Annotated in this window: 12 protein-coding genes; 5 read left to right on the plus strand and 7 right to left on the minus strand. The window is 65.7% G+C overall.

Features of this window, described 5'->3' with window-relative positions; genetic code table 11:
• Nucleotides 1-26: 26 nt before the first annotated feature.
• Entirely contained in the window at nucleotides 27-2,966 is a 2,940-nt protein-coding gene (locus tag RAC97_RS02205; protein ID WP_375100416.1) for a dermonecrotic toxin domain-containing protein, read from the minus strand.
• Nucleotides 2,967-3,071: 105 nt separating this feature from the next.
• Entirely contained in the window at nucleotides 3,072-3,743 is a 672-nt protein-coding gene (locus RAC97_RS02210; protein WP_375100415.1) for a class I SAM-dependent methyltransferase, read from the minus strand.
• Between the two features lie 193 nt (nucleotides 3,744-3,936).
• Between RAC97_RS02210 and RAC97_RS02215 the strand changes: the two genes are divergently transcribed.
• The gene (locus tag RAC97_RS02215) at nucleotides 3,937-5,319 is read left to right on the plus strand and encodes a multicopper oxidase family protein (RefSeq protein ID WP_375100414.1); all 1,383 of its coding nucleotides are present in this window, start codon (nucleotides 3,937-3,939) and stop codon (nucleotides 5,317-5,319) included.
• A complete protein-coding gene (gene tadA / locus RAC97_RS02220) occupies nucleotides 5,319-5,798 on the plus strand; it encodes a tRNA adenosine(34) deaminase TadA (protein WP_375100413.1) in 480 nt (159 codons plus the stop codon). The genes RAC97_RS02215 and tadA overlap by 1 nt, the downstream gene beginning before the upstream one ends.
• Nucleotides 5,799-5,831: 33 nt before the next feature.
• On the opposite strand, the gene mltF is transcribed toward tadA, so the two are convergent.
• Nucleotides 5,832-7,289, minus strand: a complete 1,458-nt coding sequence (mltF, locus tag RAC97_RS02225) for a membrane-bound lytic murein transglycosylase MltF (protein WP_375100412.1) — start codon at nucleotides 7,287-7,289, stop codon at nucleotides 5,832-5,834.
• 246 nt (nucleotides 7,290-7,535) lie between these two features.
• Here mltF and purL point away from each other — a divergent pair, with 246 nt between their 5' ends.
• From purL to RAC97_RS02240, 3 genes are all read left to right on the plus strand, one after another.
• A complete protein-coding gene (gene purL / locus RAC97_RS02230) occupies nucleotides 7,536-11,435 on the plus strand; it encodes a phosphoribosylformylglycinamidine synthase (protein ID WP_375100411.1) in 3,900 nt (1,299 codons plus the stop codon).
• 2 nt (nucleotides 11,436-11,437) lie between these two features.
• A complete protein-coding gene (locus RAC97_RS02235) occupies nucleotides 11,438-11,749 on the plus strand; it encodes an NGG1p interacting factor NIF3 (protein WP_375100410.1) in 312 nt (103 codons plus the stop codon).
• A 145-nt stretch (nucleotides 11,750-11,894) separates the two neighbouring features.
• Entirely contained in the window at nucleotides 11,895-12,377 is a 483-nt protein-coding gene (locus RAC97_RS02240; protein ID WP_377748180.1) for a nuclear transport factor 2 family protein, read from the plus strand.
• A 54-nt stretch (nucleotides 12,378-12,431) separates the two neighbouring features.
• Here the strand turns inward: RAC97_RS02240 and nagE are convergent, their stop codons facing one another.
• From nagE to nagA, 4 genes are read right to left on the minus strand one after another with little or no spacing between them, the layout of a single operon-like run.
• Nucleotides 12,432-14,096 (minus strand): N-acetylglucosamine-specific PTS transporter subunit IIBC, encoded by a 1,665-nt coding sequence (gene nagE, locus RAC97_RS02245; RefSeq protein WP_377748178.1) that lies wholly within the window; start codon nucleotides 14,094-14,096, stop codon nucleotides 12,432-12,434.
• 11 nt (nucleotides 14,097-14,107) lie between these two features.
• On the minus strand, nucleotides 14,108-16,648 hold the full coding sequence (gene ptsP / locus RAC97_RS02250) for a phosphoenolpyruvate--protein phosphotransferase (RefSeq protein WP_375098098.1): 2,541 nt from the start codon (nucleotides 16,646-16,648) through the stop codon (nucleotides 14,108-14,110).
• 18 nt (nucleotides 16,649-16,666) lie between these two features.
• Complete coding sequence (locus RAC97_RS02255) at nucleotides 16,667-17,677, minus strand: SIS domain-containing protein (RefSeq protein ID WP_375098335.1); 1,011 nt, start codon at nucleotides 17,675-17,677, stop codon at nucleotides 16,667-16,669.
• An 8-nt stretch (nucleotides 17,678-17,685) separates the two neighbouring features.
• Nucleotides 17,686-18,777 (minus strand): N-acetylglucosamine-6-phosphate deacetylase, encoded by a 1,092-nt coding sequence (gene nagA / locus RAC97_RS02260; protein ID WP_375098099.1) that lies wholly within the window; start codon nucleotides 18,775-18,777, stop codon nucleotides 17,686-17,688.
• Between the last annotated feature and the right edge of the window lie 2 nt (nucleotides 18,778-18,779).

Here is an 18,779-nt window from a genome sequence, read left to right on the forward strand (position 1 = left end):
GCCCCTGCACTTGGGCTGGTGCCGGCTCAGACGAATCTGTAGTGCAAGCCCATGCGGGCCAGCGCCGAGCGCATGTTTGCCAGGTTGTCGAAACGGCGGCCGCTGATCGCCGGCCATTCGGGCCGCTCCAGGTAGTAACGGCCGACGTCACGGTGCAGAGGGGTGTACTTCAGCTGGCCATCACGGCTGCGATGCACCAGGTTCACCGTGCCTTCCACATCCTTGAACGAAAATTCGCCCGTGTTCGCCAGCACCACATCCAGCGCCTGCCGTGCAACCGGCTCGCCGAGTGCGGCCTCCAGGCGCAGGTCCGAGCGGGTGTAGTCGGATTTCAGGTCGATGCCGATCGTGGTCCGCCCCGGGTCCATACCGATTCGCTCCGGCTGGCCACGTGGCACGTCCTGTACCCGAAGCCCGATCGCGCCTTCGAGTTCGCTGATGCCTGGCACGCCTTCGAAGGTGTTGGCGTGGGAGCTGCCCACCAGGGCTATCCAACGGCTGGTGCCGTGTGCAAGCTGGTCGGCGGCGATCACCAGGTGGGCATGGAAATTCATCATCTGCTGGCGGATCACTGGCGACGGCTTGATTGTCCAGGCCTGGCGGTAGCTGGCCAGGCAGTCGATGGTGCGTAGGCGAATGCCTTGTCGTTGCGCAGCGACCAGCACCTGCTTGAAGGTGTAGCGGCCAAGTGGGTCGGTCCCGTGGCCGCGGTCCAGCGAGTCGACATAGTCGCGCAAGTCCTTGGGCATTTCGCCACGTTGGCTGAACAGGTTCAGGTCGGCTTGGTGGAAGTCGGACATGAAATGCTCCAAGTACAGCACGCGGACCTTCTGTTTCTTCAGCAGTGCCATGTTGTCGATCAGAAAGCGTTTGCTGCCAGCTTGCGAATGGACCTCACCCACCACCAACCCCTCGCTGTGCTGGTAGACCGCCTCGATGAGCTGTGTCGGGCCAGCCCCTTCAGGCAAGGCCGGGATCAGGGGGCGCGGTGGCAGTTCCGGAGCAGCGAAGAAGGCCTGGGCATCGCTGGCCAGGGCATCTCGCAATCGCCTGAACTCTCCGAAGGCGGCGTCGAGGACCGCGTCGGTAGAGCCGTACACGCCACTCAAGCCACGGTTGTCAGGGGTCAGGGTCTCTCGGCGCAGGGTTGCTCGCATGTGTTCAGGCAACTCGTAGGGCGTAACGGGTTCCGCCACAGGTTGCGCTGCGACCCGGCCGGTAACCCGGCCCCAGATCTTCAACGCCTTGCGTGGTAGTCCACCGCCCCTTAGCCCGGTAGGTTGCACCGGTTGCCACAGACCCTGGCTGCTCCGGCGCAGCGGTACGTTGCGATAGAACGAGTAGGGCGACTCCGGGTCGACCACGACCCAGGTGCGCATCTCGCCGACGTAACGCACCTGGTAGGGAGTGTCGTCGACCAGGGCGTAGAACTTGCCGCCCTGGGTGTAGATGCCCGCCAGCGGGCCTTCGCCGGGTTCACCGGTGAGGATTTCGTTCGTTTCGAAGGCTTTGAGTACCTGTTCAGGCTGCACCGGTCTTAGCGGTTCGGGTACCCAGGCTTCTAGCTCTGCCGGGGTAGCCGGTTGCTCCTCCTGCGTGTCTATCGGCTCCTGCTGCGCAGGTTCGGTGAGCAATTCACCCTCTTCGCTGAATTCCATGGCGGCATTGGCACCGGCACCCACCAGCAGGGTGGCATTGAACAGGGTGTTGATGGCTGCGATCAGCGCGCCTGTTACCCCGGCCTGGCGCTCAGCGGTGGTGTGGCCATTGACGGCCTGGTCGATGTTCAACCCGGTCTCGGCCAGCCCGGCACCCACCACCGCCAGCGCCACCGGCCAGTCCACGGCGGCCATGGCGCCGAACACCTGGCCGAAGGCCTTGAGATAGCCGATCCACAGCTGCTTTCTCAGGTCGGCATTGGAGCGCAGGGCGAAGTCGGCATCAGCGCGCATACGCTGGCGCATGCTGTCGCACAGGTAGGTGAAGGCATCGACCTCCAGGGTTGTGTCCAGTTGGTTGAGGGCGTCGTGGTCATGGCCTCCCCAGTTGAAGAACAACAGGTCGATCATGTGGTTCAGGCCGACGTCGCTGTCGCGTTCGGCGTGGCTGGCGAGCGGGAAGTGGGTCATGAAGCGGGCTCGGTTTTCGGCCTGGTTGGTATTGCCCAGCACCCACCAGTACAGTGCCTTGCGATCGGCGAAGTAGTGCAGTGCCTCGACCTCGCCGGGCAGGTAGAGCAACTGCCCGCCACCGGGTAGTTCGACCCGCAGGATGTCGCTGGCGACATGGCCACCGATGTCGAAGGTGCACAGCCGGTAGCCCGAGGCGGGTGTGTGGTCCTGGCGTAGCTGCTCCAGAGTGGGGGGCAGGTCTACGCGTCCGGTTAGCGCCTGGGCGACCAGGCGCGCGTGGATGGCCAGGGTGCGGTCGTCATGGTTGGCATAGGTTTCCAGCACTTTGGCGAGGAAGTTGGCCTTGGCCAGGGTGCGGTAGTCGTCGGTCCGGGTGGCCCAGAAGTGCTCGAGCTTGGCTTTGAACGCGGTGGCGAAATCGATTTCCCAGAAGGCATGAAGTACGTCGCTGGGGGCGAGGTCGACCTCGTTGCGTTCGTCGAAAACGTCGTGGCTGGCATTCTGCTGGTAAAAGCCCGTCAAGTAGCCGAGCAGGTCGGCGTTGTCCTGCTCGTTCACATCGAAGCGTTGCATGACCAGTTGCGGCAAGGTCAGAGATTGGTAGGGCCTTTCGTAGTGCTCCCAGCCGCTGAATGTCCTGGGGCTGCTTTGCGCCGTGTGGAAGCGATTGAGAAATACCTGGTCGGGGTCCAAGGTGGCATGGCCCAGGCGTGCCAGCACGGTACCTGCGGTGTCGCGGGCCATCTGGCGCATGTCGGGACAGTCGGCGACCAGCGCCCTGGCTAGATGCTGGAGGTGTTCCTGGCTGGTTGATTGCGAAGTGGGGGCGGACATGGGAATTCCTCGTGTAGGGAAGTCCCATAGCGTGGGTGGCGTGGGGCGCCGCGAGGTTGTAGATAGCTGGCACCCAGCAGGTCGTCGGCGCGCCACCTTGGCCAGTCAGCTCCGATAGGCGACCCAGCCCTTGAAGGTCAGGGCGCAGTAGAAAAGCTGCACATCGACGAAGCCTGCCTCGTGCAGCAGTGCCACATCCTGTTCGGGAGACAATACGGGGAGGCGCTCCTTCATGCTCGCGACGATGTTCGCCGCCTGCTTGGTTATCCTCCCGCCGGGGCTGGCGAACGCGGCGTTGCGCATCAGCCAAAGGTCCTGTTCCGGGCCCTGGTTGGGAAAGCTGTGGTGGGCCGCCACCATTGGCGCGCCGGGCTTGAGCCGACGGTGGAGTTCGCGCAGGGTGCGCAGACGTTCGTCCTTTGCCAGGAAATGCAGGGTCAGCAGGCAGGTCGCCGCATCGAAGGGGCCTTTGGCGGCGCTGTCGATATAGCCTTCGTGCAGCGTCACTCGTTCGCCCAGCGGGCCGAGCAGGGTGCGGGCCAGGTCGAGCATCGGCGCCGAAGGGTCGACGCCGGTAAAGTGCCAGTGTGGCTGCCGTTCGGCCAGTGCCTTGAGCTCCAAACCGCCACCGGCGCCCAGTACCAGCACATCGGCAGCACTGGGCGTGCGCTCGGCCAGCAGCAGCGCGGTCATCTTGTGCAGGTCGTGCAGGCCGGGGACGATGCGTTCGGTGCGCTGGATGTAGTCGGCGACCTGGGTGGGGTCGGTAAAGCTCATGGGCTGGCTCCTGCACAGGTAACGGGGAGGTGTGGCTTCCATGCTACGGCACCTGTCAATACCTGGCGGGCCGCCCATGAAATACCGTGACAACAGTTCACTTAATATTTCTCAATTGCAGGTGTATCGTATTTGCCCTTCATTGCCAGGCATGCTGGCAGCTTGATTGCGCGATAACGAGGTACCTGCACCGATGTCCTTTACCCGTCGACAAATGCTCAAGGGCCTTACCGGCCTCGTGGTAGTGGGCCTGGGCGCTGGAGGCGCGGCCCGCTACTGGCTGGGCAAGGTAGAGGACGAGCAGGCCGGCCACGACTACGAGCTGATCGCCGCGCCGCTGGATGTCGAGCTGGTACAGGGCTACAAGACCGAGGCATGGGCATTCGGCCCGTCTGCGCCGGGTACGGAACTGCGGGTACGCCAGGGCACCTGGCTGCGGGTGCGCTTCATCAACCACCTGCCGGTCGAGACCACCATCCACTGGCATGGCATCCGTCTGCCGCTGGAGATGGATGGCGTGCCCTACGTGTCGCAATTGCCGGTCAAACCCGGTGAGTACTTCGACTACAAGTTCCGCGTGCCGGATGCCGGCAGCTACTGGTACCACCCGCATGTCAGCAGCTCCGAGGAACTGGGGCGGGGCCTGGTCGGGCCATTGATCGTCGAGGAGCGCGAACCCACCGGCTTCGAGCACGAACGCACCCTGAGCCTGAAGAACTGGCACGTGGACGAGCAGGGTGCGTGGCTGCCGTTCAGCATCCCGCGCGAGGCGGCGCGCAACGGCACGGCGGGCCGGCTGATCACCATCAATGGCCAGGCCGATGCGGTCACCGAGCTGCCAGCCGGGCAGGTGGTGCGTCTGCGCCTGCTCAACCTGGACAACACCTGGACCTACCGCCTCAACCTCAAGGGTAACTGCGAGGTGCGGGTGTATGCCCTCGATGGCAACCCGGTCACCCCGCGGCCACTGGACGAAGACTACTGGCTCGGCCCCGGCATGCGTATCTGCCTGGCTATTCGCATTCCCGAGGCAGGCGAGGAAATTTCCCTGCGCGATGGGTTCGTGCGCCTGGGCACCTTGCGTTCGGTGGCCAGCAGCGAGGCGCCGGGCGACTGGCCCAAGGCTCTGCCAGCGAACCCGATCGCCGAGCCGGACCTTGAGAACGCCGAGAAGCTCAACTTCAATTTCGAGTGGGCCGGCAAGGTGTCGGTGAACACCGAGAACGGCAAGCCACCGACCCTCTGGCAGATCAACGGCCAGGCCTGGGACATCACCGACAAGACCTGCGCCGATCGGCCGATCGCCACCCTCAAGCTTGGCAAGAGCTACATCCTGGAACTGAAGAACATGACCCAGTACCAGCACCCGATCCACCTCCATGGCATGAGTTTCAAGGTGATCGCCTCCAATCGCCGCAAGATCGTCGAGCCGTGGTTTACCGACACCTACCTGCTGGGCAAGAACGAGCGCGCCCAGGTGGCGCTGGTGGCGGATAACCCAGGCACCTGGATGTTCCACTGCCATGTCATCGACCACATGGAAACCGGCCTGATGGCCGCGATCGCGGTGGTCTGATGCGTCCACGTATCATCGATCGCAGCCGCGACCAGGAATTCATGCAATTGGCCCTCGCGCTGGCCGCCGAGGGTGCGGCCCTGGGCGAAGTGCCGGTGGGTGCCGTGCTGGTGCAGCACGGCCAGGTGATCGGGCGCGGTTTCAACCGGCCGATCACCGACAGCGATCCCAGCGCCCATGCCGAGATGGTCGCCATTCGCGAAGCAGCGAAGTCGGCGAGCAACTACCGGCTGCCGGGCAGCACCCTGTACGTGACCCTGGAGCCTTGCAGCATGTGCGCGGGGTTGATCGTGCACTCTCGCGTCGAGCGGGTGGTGTACGGCGCGCTGGAGCCCAAGGCGGGCGTGGTGCAAAGCCAGGGGCAGTTCTTTGCCCAGGGCTTCTTGAACCATCGGGTGCTGTATGAAGGTGGGGTGCTGGGCGAGGAGTGCGGGCGGATACTGAGCGAGTTCTTCAAGGCCCGACGGGCCAAGGGTTAGTGCAGCCGCTTCTACCGAAGCCGCGCCAGCGCCTTACATCGACGGCGTAGCCTGCGTCGGCTTGTCCTTGTTGAGCCCCGGCACATGCAGGTTGCCCTCGGCCGGCTGGCCTTCGAGCTGCGGCTGGGTAACCCAGGTGAGGATGTCGTAGTAGCGACGGATGTTGGCGACGAAGTGCACCGGCTCGCCGCCGCGCGCATAACCGTACTTGGTCTTGCTGTACCACTGCTTCTGCGACAGGCGCGGCAGCATCTTCTTCACGTCCAGCCACTTGTTCGGGTTCAGCCCCTCGCGCTTGGCCAGGGTGCGGGCGTCTTCCAGGTGGCCGCTGCCGACGTTGTAGGCCGCGAGGGCGAACCAGGTGCGGTCCGGCTCCTTGATGCTGTCGTCGAGTTGCCCCTTGACCACCATGAAGTACTTGGCGCCGCCCTGGATGCTCTGCTTGGCGTCCAGGCGATTGGACACGCCCATGGCCTGCGCGGTGCGTTGGGTCAGCATCATCAGGCCGCGCACGCCGGTCTTGGAAGTGACTTCTGGCTGCCATAGCGATTCCTGGTAGCCGATCGCCGCCAGCAGCCGCCAATCCACCTGCTCGACCTTGGCCGAGGCACGAAAGTGCTTTTCGTACTTGGGCAGACGTTGTTGCAGGTGCTGGGCAAAGGTGTAGGCACCCACGTAGCCCAGTACGTCGACGTGGCCGTAGTAGCGGTCCTTCAGGCGTTGCAGGGTGCCGTTCTTCTGCGCCTTGTCGAGGAATTCGTTGACCTCGTTGAGCAGGCTGTTGTCGTCGCCGGCGGCCACGGCCCAGCGCTGGTCGCGGGCATCGCCCAGGTCGAAGGCCACGCGCACGTTGGAGAAGTAGACCTGGTTCATGGCCAGCTCGTTGGAGTCGACCAGGGTCAGGTCGATCTGCCCTTCGTCGACCATGCGCAGCAGGTCTACCACCTCGACTGCGTCGGATTCTTCGTATTGCAGTTCAGGGTATTGCGTCTTCAGCGCTGCCAGCTGTTCGGCATGGCTGCTGCCCTTGAGCACCATGATCTTCTTGCCTACCAGGTCCTTGGGCTCAGTGGGGCGCGAGCGGCCATTGCGATAGATGACCTGCGGGGTGACTTCAAGGTAAGGATGGGAAAAGCGCGCCTGGGTGGTGCGCTGTTCGCTGCTGACCAGGCCGGCAGCGGCCAGCACCGGGCCCGAAGGCTTGCCCAGCTGGCTGAACAGCTCGTCGAGGTTGTCGGCGGTCTGGATCTCCAGCTTGACCCCCAGATCGTCGGCGAAATGCTTCACCAGCTCGTACTCGAAGCCGGTTTCGCCGTTACGGTCCTGGAAATAGGTGGCTGGGCTGTTGCGGGTGATCACGCGCAACACACCGTCCTCCTTGACTCGCTCGAGGGTGCTGGGTTTTTCAACACAGGCACCGAGCATCAGGAAGAGACCGGTTGCGAAGAGCCATGTGGCGCAGCGCTGGCGCAAAACAGTGTGGACGGACATAGGCAGCAGTATACGCAAACGACCGGCCGCACCATATCTCGACAATCTATGGGTTGTCTGGTAGCGATTGGACGAGTTGAGGCGGTTGTCAGGGCAGAATGTGAAGCTTTTTCAGCGGCTTTTTCCTGACCCTGAAGTCCGGTTCCGCCGCCTGGCAGCATTGCCCTCTGGCGGGTGCCGAAAGCCGTGGAATTAGGCTAGAATGCACGGCCTCTAAGCACACCCCTTCCTGAGGCTGTCCCGACGATGTTGATCCTGCGCGGCGCTCCTGCCCTTTCTGCCTTTCGCCACGGTAAATTACTCGAGCAACTGAGCCAGAAAGTTCCCGCTGTTACTGGTTTGTATGCCGAATTCGCCCATTTCGCCGACGTTGAAGGCGAGCTGACCGCCGAGCAGCAGCAGGTGCTGGGTCGTCTGCTCAAGTACGGCCCGAGCGTTCCGGTGCAGGAGCCGAGCGGCCGCCTGTTCCTGGTGGTCCCGCGCCTGGGCACCATCTCGCCCTGGGCTTCCAAGGCCAGCGACATCGCCCACAACTGCGGCTTGCAGGCCATCCAGCGCCTGGAGCGCGGCATTGCCTACTATGTAGCGGGTGAGCTGAGCGCTGCCGACGCCGAGGCCATCGCCGCCGAGCTGCACGACCGCATGACTCAGCGCGTGCTCGGCCAGCTGGAGCAGGCGAGCGACCTGTTCAGCCACGCCCAGCCCAAGCCGATGACCTCCGTTGACATCCTCGCCGGTGGCCGCGCAGCCCTGGCCCAGGCCAACGTCGACCTGGGCCTGGCCCTGGCCGAAGACGAGATCGACTACCTGGTCAACGCCTTCCAGGGCTTGCAGCGCAACCCGAACGACATCGAGCTGATGATGTTCGCCCAGGCCAACTCCGAGCACTGCCGCCACAAGATCTTCAACGCCAGTTGGGACATCGACGGCCAGGCCCAGGAAAAGAGCCTGTTCGGGATGATCAAGAACACCTACCAGATGCACAGCGAAGGCGTTCTGTCGGCCTACAAGGACAACGCCTCGGTGATCGTCGGCAACGTCGCCGGGCGCTTCTTCCCGAACCCTGAAACCCGCCAGTACGGCGCGGTGCAGGAGCCGGTGCACATCCTGATGAAGGTCGAGACGCACAACCACCCCACCGCCATCGCCCCGTTCTCCGGCGCCTCCACCGGCTCCGGCGGCGAAATCCGCGACGAAGGCGCCACTGGTCGTGGCGCCAAGCCCAAGGCCGGCCTAACCGGCTTCACCGTCTCCAACCTGCGCATCCCGGGCTTCGAGCAGCCATGGGAGCAGGCCTACGGCAAGCCGGGCCGCATCGTCGATGCCCTCGACATCATGGTCGAAGGCCCCCTGGGTGGCGCTGCGTTCAACAACGAATTCGGCCGTCCGGCGCTGACCGGCTACTTCCGTACCTTCGAGCAGAGCATCAACACGCCGCGCGGTGAAGAAGTGCGCGGCTACCACAAGCCGATCATGCTCGCCGGCGGCATGGGCAACATCCGCGAAGACCACGTACAGAAGGGCGAGATCACCGTCGGCGCCAAGCTGATCGTGCTGGGCGGCCCGGCCATGCTGATCGGCCTGGGCGGCGGCGCCGCTTCGTCGGTGGCCACCGGTGCAAGCTCGGCAGACCTGGACTTCGCCTCGGTACAGCGCGAGAACCCGGAAATGGAACGCCGCTGCCAGGAGGTCATCGACCGCTGCTGGCAGCTGGGCGAGCAGAACCCCATCGCCTTCATCCATGACGTGGGTGCGGGCGGTATCTCCAACGCCTTCCCGGAGCTGGTCAACGACGGTGGCCGCGGCGGCCGCTTCGAGCTGCGCAACGTGCCCAACGACGAGCCGGGCATGGCCCCGCACGAAATCTGGTCGAACGAATCGCAGGAGCGCTACGTGCTGGCGGTCAGCGCGGTGGACTTCGAGCGCTTCAAGGCCATCTGCGAACGCGAGCGCTGCCCATTCGCCGTGGTCGGCGAGGCCACCGAAGAGCCGCACCTGACCGTCACCGACAGCCACTTCGACAACACCCCGGTGGACATGCCCCTGGACGTGCTGCTGGGCAAGCCGCCACGCATGCACCGTTCGGTCACCCGCGAAGCGGAGCTGGGCGATGACTTCGACCCGAGCGAGCTGGACCTCGACCAGGCGGTACAGCGCGTGCTGAACCACCCGGCCGTGGCCAGCAAGAGCTTCCTGATCACCATCGGCGACCGCACCATCACCGGCCTCGTGGCCCGCGACCAGATGGTCGGCCCGTGGCAGGTACCGGTGGCCGATTGCGCCGTCACCGCCACCAGCTTCGACGTGTACACCGGCGAAGCCATGGCGATGGGCGAGCGTACCCCGCTGGCGCTGCTGGACGCCCCGGCTTCCGGGCGCATGGCCATCGGCGAAGTGCTGACCAACATGGCCGGCGCGCCGATCGAGAAACTCTCCGACATCAAGCTGTCGGCCAACTGGATGTCTGCCGCTGGCCACCCCGGTGAAGACGCCCGCCTGTACGACACCGTCAAGGCCGTCGGCATGGAGCTGTGCCCGGAGCTGGGCCTGACCATTCCGGTCGGCAAGGACTCCATGTCGATGAAGACCAAGTGGAGCGATGAGGGCGTCGAGAAGAGCGTTACCGCGCCGATGTCGCTGATCGTCAGCGGTTTCGCCCCGGTCACTGACATCCGTGGCACCCTGACCCCGCAACTGCGCATGGACAAGGGCGAGACCGACCTGATCCTGATCGATCTGGGTCGTGGCAAGAACCGCATGGGCGCTTCGATCCTCGCGCAAACCTACGGCAAGCTCGCCGCCGAGGCCCCGGACGTCGACGACGCCGAAGACCTCAAGGCGTTCTTCGCGGTGATCCAGGGCCTCAACGCCGACAAGCACCTGCTGGCCTACCACGACCGCTCCGACGGCGGCCTGCTGACCACCGTGCTGGAAATGGCCTTCGCCGGCCACTGCGGTCTGGACCTGCAACTCGACCCGCTGACCGACAACCGCAAGGACGTGCCGGCCATTCTCTTCAACGAAGAGCTGGGCGCGGTGATCCAGGTTCGCCAGGACGCTACCCCGGACGTTCTCGCCCAATTCAGCGCGGCGGGCCTGGGGGAAGAATGCGTTGCGGTGATCGGCAAGCCGGTCAACAGCAGTGAAGTTTCCATCAGCCTGAACGGCGAAGTGCTGTTCGACGACAACCGTCGTCAATTGCAGCGCCAGTGGGCCGAGACCAGCTACCAGATCCAGCGCCTGCGCGACAACGCCGACTGCGCCGACCAGGAATTCGACGCCCTGCTCGAGGAAGACAACCCGGGCCTGTCGGTGAAGCTGGGCTTCGACGTCAACGAAGACATCGCCGCGCCGTACATCAAGAAGGGCGTGCGTCCGCAAGTGGCGATCCTGCGTGAGCAGGGCGTCAACGGCCAGGTCGAGATGGCGGCTGCCTTCGACCGCGCAGGCTTCGCGGCCATCGACGTGCACATGAGCGACATTCTTGCCGGCCGCGTCGACTTCGAAGCTTTCAAGGGCCTGGTGGCCTGTGGTGGCTTCTCCTACGGCGACGTGCTGGGTGCTGGTGAAGGCTGGGCCAAGTCGGCGCTGTTCAACGCCCGTGCCCGCGATGCTTTCCAGGCCTTCTTCGAGCGTACCGACAGCTTCGCCTTGGGCGTGTGCAACGGTTGCCAGATGATGTCGAACCTGCACGAGCTGATCCCAGGCACCGAGTACTGGCCGCACTTCGTGCGCAACCGCTCGGAGCAGTTCGAGGCGCGCGTGGCCATGGTCGAGGTGCAGAAATCCAACTCGGTGTTCCTGCACGGCATGGCCGGTTCGCGCATGCCGATCGCCATCGCCCACGGCGAAGGCCATGCCGAATTCGCAAGCGAAGAAGCACTGCTGGAAGCCGACCTGTCCGGCTGCGTGGCCCTGCGCTACGTCGACAACCACGGCAAGGTCACCGAAGCCTACCCGGCCAACCCGAACAGCTCGCCGCGCGGTATCACCGGCCTCACCAGCCGCGATGGTCGCGTGACCATCATGATGCCGCACCCTGAGCGTGTGTTCCGTGCCGTGCAGAACTCCTGGCGTCCGGACGAGTGGCAGGAAGACGGCGGCTGGATGCGCATGTTCCGCAACGCGCGGGTCTGGGTGAACTAAGGGTGTACAAGCTGGCCTTCTTCGTTCCGGCCAGCCATGTGGAGGTGGTCAAGGCCGCCGTGTTCGCCGCCGGTGGCGGACGCATCGGCGACTATGACCACTGCGCCTGGCAAACCCTCGGCCAGGGCCAGTTCCGCCCGTTGCACGGCAGCCAGCCGTACCTCGGGCAGACCGGCCAGGTCGAGCAGGTGGAGGAGTGGAAGGTAGAGCTGGTGGTGGCCGATGGGTTGGTTCGTGACGTCGTCGCGGCGCTCAAGGCCAGCCACCCTTACGAAACACCCGCTTATGAGGTCTGGCCGCTGGCTGACTTCTGAGGTATCGAAAATGGGGCCGCTATGCGGCCCCATTCGTTTTGATCGCGGACTATCGTGCACTCATTCTGGAGAATGATGCTACCGACCCCGGCTTTCGGTTGAGAGGATTGATGGCAACACCCATCCGCCGACCGGAGGTTCTGCAATGCTCACGTTTCGTCTCGCCAAACGCCTTTCCTGCGCCGCACTCTTCACGCTGCTTGCCTTGCTGACGATTCCCGCGAAAGCCGATGACAACAAGACTATCGTGTCCGCAGCCTTCGAGCGCTGGGCTGCCGGTGGTTCCAATTTCTTCAACGAGGTCTTGTCACCCAACGTCGTCTGGACGGTCGAGGGCTCAGGGCCAAGCGCGGGTACCTATCGGGGCCTTGACGACCTGATCGTGCGAGCGGTTCGCCCCCTCACGGCTCGTTTGAGCACGCCCATCCGACCGATCGCCAAGCGCATCTGGGCCGACGGCGACCACGTCATCGTCAACTGGCGAGGCGAGGCCACCGCGCGCGATGGCAAGCCCTATACCAACGACTACGCCTGGATCATGCGCATGGAGCAGGGGCGGGCCGTGGAGGTGACGGCGTTCCTCGACCTGACTGCCTATGACGATGTGCTGCGTCGCATTCCCCAGTAGCCCAGCGCAAACCCGTCGCTTCATGGGCTGTGCCGATGAAGCGACGGGTATCGCTCAGCGTTGCAGCACCCGCCCCAGCCCCGGGGCTTTGTCCCCCAGCAGCAAATGCCAGATGCCATCGGCGTGCTGGCTGACCCCTTGGCAGCCGATTTCCGCCAGCCGTTCACGCCGCACTTTGCCCTCGTCCTTGAGCCGCACTCGCACCCGGCTCGAAGCCACACACTGCGCTTCCAACAGGTTTTCCCGCCCGCCCAGGGCATCTAGCCAATCGTCTGCGGGTACTGCCTCGGGCAGCGCCGAAGCGCTCGTTTGTCCGCAGGGCAGTGCCAGCGTTTGGGGCAGTTCCGCGCGAATCTCGTCGGCCAGCGTATCGGCCAGCGGGCCGACCACAACTTGCAGGCTGCCCCCGTTGCCTGGCCGTACCACGGCCATCGCGCCCAGGCGCTTCAACGCATCGTCCTGGGCCAGGGTACGGTCGGCCAGCACCAGGCGCAGCCGCGTCGTGCAGGCATCCACGCCTTGCACGTTGGCTGCGCCGCCCAACGCCTGGACATAGTCGCCGGCCCGTGGCGCATGGTTCTTCGGGACGACTGCTTCACCAGCGGGCTGCTCCTCGCGACCGGGCGTCTTCAGGTCGAAGCGGCGGATACAGAAGTCGAACACGAAGTAGTAGACCAGCGCATACGCCAGCCCTACCGGGAACACCAGCCAACCATGGGTCGAGCGCCCCCACCCCAGGGCCATGTCGATACCGCCGCCGGAGAAGGTGAAGCCCAGGCGGATGTTCAGCAAGTCGCAGATCGCCATGGACAACCCGGTCAGCAGGGCATGGATGGCGTACAGCAGCGGCGCCAGGAACATGAAGGCGAATTCGATCGGCTCGGTCACCCCCGTCAGCGCCGAGGTCAGCGCCATCGACAGCAGCACCCCGCCAATCAGCTTGCGCCGCCCAGGCAAGGCATGCCGGTACATGGCCAGGCACGCGGCGGGCAAGCCGAAGATCATCACCGGGAACATGCCGGCCATGAACTGGCCGGCGTTGGGGTCGCCCGCGAAGTAGCGTGCCAGGTCGCCCGTCACCACCTGCCCGTTGACCGCCTCGAAGCTGCCAAAGACGAACCACACCAGGTTGTTGAGGATATGGTGCAGGCCGGTGACGATCAGCAAACGGTTGAGCACGCCGAAGAAGAACGCGCCAATGCTGCCGCTTTCCAGCATCAACTGCCCGAGGCTGTTGATGCCGTTCTGCACTGGTGGCCACACCAGGCCGAACAGCAGGCCCAGGGCTACCGCCGACAGGCCGGTGGCGATTGGCACGAAACGCCGGCCGCCGAAGAACGCCAGGTAGTCGGGCAGGGCGATGTCCTTGAAGCGGTTGTACAGGCCACCGCCCAGCAGGCCGCAGAGAATGCCCGCGAGCATGCCCATGTCGATCTTCGGGTCGATCACCTTCAGCGTGGCGATCAACACCAGGTAGCCGATGGCGCCAGCAAGGCCTGCGGTGCCGTTGTTGTCACGGGCGAAGCCCACCGCAATGCCCACGGCGAAGATCAGCGCCAGGTTGGCGAAGATCGCCTGGCCTGCGTCGTGCACCAGGGCGATGTCGAGCAGGTCGGTGTCGCCCAGGCGCAGCAGCAGGCCGGCGATAGGCAGGATGGCGATGGGCAGCATCAAGGCGCGGCCCAGGCGTTGCAGGCCCTGGATGAAGTGCTGGTACATGATGCGTCCCCTTATCGGTGTGTGGCGCGGCGGGCCGCAGGTTGCTGCGCGGGCTGCTGGAAGGCGCGACAGGCTTGGCGCACCGCCGTGGCGCTGGCCAGGGCCAGCAGGCCTTGGGCGAAGTGCGCGCAATCGTGGCTGTCCAGTTGGCGGATGCGCGCCTTGATTTCACCGACCTGCGGGGCGCTGACCGACAGCTCGGCCACGCCCAGGCCAACCAGTGCGGGTGTGGCCAGCGGGTCGCTGGCCAGGGCCCCGCATACGCCGACCCACCGCCCATGCCGGGCCGCGCCACGGCAGGTCGTGTCGATCAGGCGCAGCAATGCCGGGTGCAGGGCATCGACGCGCGCGGCAAGGCCGGCGTGGTCGCGGTCCATGGCCAGGGTGTACTGCGACAGGTCGTTGGTGCCGATGGAAAAGAAGTCGGCATGCTCGGCCAGGCGCTCGGCCAGCAGCGCCGCTGCCGGCACCTCGATCATCACCCCCAGTTCGGCGCGCTGGCGCACGCCCAGTTCGCCCGCCAGTTGGTCGAGGCGCTGGCGTATGGCAAGCAACTCGTCCACCTCGGTGACCATCGGCAGCATGATCCGGCAGCGGCGCTGCGGGACCACCTGCAACAATGCGCGCAATTGCTGGTCGAGCAGTTCCGGGCGCACCTGCCCCAGGCGGATGCCGCGCAGGCCCAGCACCGGGTTGGCTTCGGCTGGCAGCGGCAGGTAGTCGAGCTGCTTGTCGCCACCCACATCGATGGTGCGGATGATCACTGGGCGTTCGGCCATGGTATCGAGCACGGACTGGTAGGCGACGCGCTGTTCCTGTTCGTCTGGTGCGGTATGGCGGTCGACGAAGAGGAATTCGCTGCGCAGCAGGCCAATGCCATCGGCACCGAGCGCCCATGCCTGGGCGGCTTCTTCGGCACTGGCGACATTGGCGGCCACTTCGATGTGCCGGCCATCGCCGGTACGCGCCGGCTCATGTGCTGCTGCTTGCTGTCGTTGGCGTTGCTCGCGGCGCTGGCGGCATTGCTGCTCGACCTCCACCAGGCGCGCGGCGTCGGCGCGGGTCTCCAGCCGCCCTTGCTCGGCGTCCAGTACCAGCGGCGTGCCTTGGGGCAATGACAGAATCTCTTCGCCCAGTGCTACGAGGCATGGCAGGCCACGGGCGCGGGCCAGGATGGCGACGTGCGAAGTGGCGCCACCGGCCGCCATGCACAGGCCGGCGATATCATGGCGTGCTAACAGCAGCAGGTCCGACGGCGACAGCTCGTGGGCCACGATGATGGCCGCAGGGGGCAGCTGCAACTCGCGGGTTTCGCCCAGCAGGGCGCGCAGTACGCGCTGTTGCAGGTCGTACAGGTCGTTGGCGCGCTCGGCCAGCAAGGGGTTGCCGAGACTGCGCAGAACCTGGCACTGCGCCTCGATGGCGCGGCTCCAGGCGTGGCTGGCGGCCACGCCCTGGGCGATGTGCTGATGGGCGCTGTCGAGTAGCGCTGGGTCATCGAGCAGCGCCAGGTGGGCTTCGAGGATCGCGGCGGCGTCCGATTGGCCGCGTGGCAGGTGGCGCAGGTCGCGGTCGATGGCATCGCGTACCTCGGCCTGTGCCTCCTGCAGCGCCTGGCGCTGGGTGTCGGGGTCGTTGTCGCCGGTGTCTTGTGGCAGGGCGATGCCGTCCAGCCGGGCCAGTGGACCGTGAGCCACGCCAGGGGAGGCGCAGACGCCGGCCAGGATGCCCGGTTCGAGAGGTTTGGCTATGGATACGGGCATCGCCGCTGGGGCGGCATGCTGCTCAACGACCGTGGGCGTCGCCAAAGTGGCGAGCAGCGCCTGCAAGGCGGGTTGGGCATCCGGCCCGGTGCAAGTGACTCGCACCTCGGCGCCTTCCCCCACGCCCAGCCCCATCACCGCTACCAGACTGTTCAAAGCGGCCTGTCGGCCAGCGAAGTGCAGCTCGGCCTTGGCCTGGAAGCCTTGTGCGGTACGGCGCAAAAGGGCAGCGGGGCGGGCATGCAGACCACCCTGGTGAGCGACACGAGCAGTGCCGCTCACGCAATATTGATGGGCTTCGGGCGGGGCGCTGGAAGCGTTGGCACGGCCCTGCACTTCGAGCAACGCGGTTTCGGGCGTAGCGGTGGTTGCATCGAGCCGCTGCACGACGAAGTCCTCGCCATTGGCGATGAGCATCACCGTGACCAGGCTGACGCAGTGCTGCGCCACCCGGTCCAGGTCGAACTGCACCAGCGCCTGGCCACGTTCCACACGTTGGCCAAGGCTCACCTGCGCAGCGAACCCTTGCCCCTGCAACTGCACCGTGTCCACCCCGATGTGCAGGAGAATTTCGCAGCCGTTATCGGCCCGCAGGGTCAGTGCATGGCCGCTGCGCGCCAGTTGGATGATCTCGCCGGCACAAGGCGCGCGTAGGCAGTCGTCGATGGGGTCGATGGCAATGCCGTCGCCCAGGGTGCGGCTGGAAAATACCGGGTCCGGGACCTGTTCCAGCGCCACCACCGGCCCGCTCAAAGGGGCATGAAGCGTGATTTTCTTATTGTTGGACATCCGCTGTTCCTCGTGGCGTCAATGCGTACGGGTGACTTTGCTCAGGTAGCGTGGTTGGTCCGGGTCCAGGCCCCGGGCGACGGCCAGGTGGGCGGCCATGATGTAGAAACTTTGGATCGCCAACAGTGGGTCCAGCGCCGGGTGGCTGGCGCGGGTCAATGTGAGGTCGCGTTCGGCGATGTCGTCGGGGGCTGCCAGCAACACGCGGGCGCCGCGCTGGCGCATGTCGGCGGCCAATTGCAGCAGGCCGGGTTGCTCGGCGCCACGGGGGGCGAACACCAGCAAGGGGTACTGGGCGTCGATCAGAGCCATCGGCCCATGGCGCACCTCTGCGCTGCTGAAGGCCTCGGCCTGGATCACCGAGGTTTCCTTGAACTTGAGCGCCGCTTCCTGGGCGATGGCGAACCCGGCGCCACGGCCGATCACCATCAAGCGCTGGCTGTCCTGCAGCCCTTCGACGGCGTGTTGCCAGTCCTGTGCGGCGGCTTCGCGCAACTGCGCCGGCAAGGCGTGGCCTGCGTCGAGCAGCGCGCGGTCCTGGCCCCAATGGGCGACCAGGCGCGCGCAGGCGGTGAGGGTGGCGACGAAACTCTTGGTCGCTGCGACGCTCAGCTCGGGCCCGGCGCCCAGCGGCAGGTGGTGCTCGCACGCCCGTTGCAGCGGCGAGCCTTCGGCGTTCACCAGGGACACCGTGGTCGCTCCGGCTGCGCGCAGGCGGCGCAGGCTTTCGACCAGGTCTGGGCTCTGCCCCGATTGCGACAGGCCCAGCGCGACCTGGCCACGCACCTGCAGTGGCGCCTGTTGCAGGGTCACCACCGACATGGGCAGCGAGGCCACTGGCAGGCCCAGTTGCTGCATTGCCAGGTAGGCGAAGTAGCTGGCTGCGTGGTCGGAGCTGCCGCGGGCGACCGTCATCGCCACTTGCGGGGCGAGCCCACGCAAGGTGTCGGCCAGGGCCGCGCAGGCGGGCTCATGGTGTTGCAACTGGCGTTCGACGACATCGGCACAGGCGCGTGCCTCTTCGAGCATCCTTGAACTCACGAACGATCTCCTTCGACCATCACGGCGGTCAGGTTGAGTTGACGATCCAGCAGCACAGCATCGGCCCACGCCCCAACCTGCAAGCGACCGCGATCGGCCAGGCCCAGGTAGTCGGCGGGGAACTGCGACAGGCGTTGCGAGGCTTCGGCCAGGGGCAGGCCGACTTTCACCAGGTTGCGTAACGCCTGGTCCATGGTCAGGGTGCTGCCGGCCAGGGTGCCGTCGGCCAGGCGTACACCGCCCAGGCACTTGGTCACGGTGTGGCTGCCCAGGCGGTACTCGCCGTCGGGCATGCCGGCGGCGGCGGTGGAGTCGGTCACGCAGTACAGGCAAGGAATGGCACGCAGCGCCACCTTGATTGCGCCGGGGTGCACGTGCAACAGGTCGGGAATCAGCTCGGCGTAGCGGGCATGGGCAAGGGCTGCGCCGACGATGCCGGGCTCGCGGTGGTGCAGCGAGCTCATGGCGTTGTACAGGTGGGTGAAGCTGCTGGCGCCCGCCTCCAGGGCGGCAACGCCTTCTTCGTAGCTGCCCAGGGTATGGCCGATTTGCAGGCGGATGCCCCGTTCGCTCAGGGCTCGAATCAACGGCAGGTGCCCGGCGATTTCCGGTGCGATGGTGATGACCTTGATTGGCGCCAGCGCCAGATAATCCTCGACTTCCTCGAGCAACGCCTGGTGCGCGAAGTTCGGCTGCGCACCCAGCTTGCCGGGGTTGATGTAGGGGCCTTCGAGGTGCACGCCGAGAATGCGCGCTGCCTGGCCGCGTGGTTTGCGCAGGTGCTTGCCGAGGGCGGCCAGCACCGCGTGCAGTTCCTCGCGCGGCGCGGTCATGGTGGTGGCCAGCAGCGAGGTGGTACCGAAGCGCAGGTGGGTGCGGGCGATGGTGTCGAAGGCCTCGCTGCCTTGCATAACGTCGCTGCCGCCACCGCCGTGCACGTGCAGATCGATGAAGCCGGGCAGCAGGTAGGGCAGGGTGTTGTGCACCGGGTCGCAGGGCTCACCCTCGATGGCGCTGATACGACCGTCGGCCAGCGCCAGGCGACCACGCACCCAGCCGGTGGGGGTGAGGATATTGGCGAGTTCCATGG

The organism is Pseudomonas sp. LS_2, assembly GCF_042709235.1.
Taxonomy (GTDB): Bacteria; Pseudomonadota; Gammaproteobacteria; order Pseudomonadales; family Pseudomonadaceae; genus Aquipseudomonas.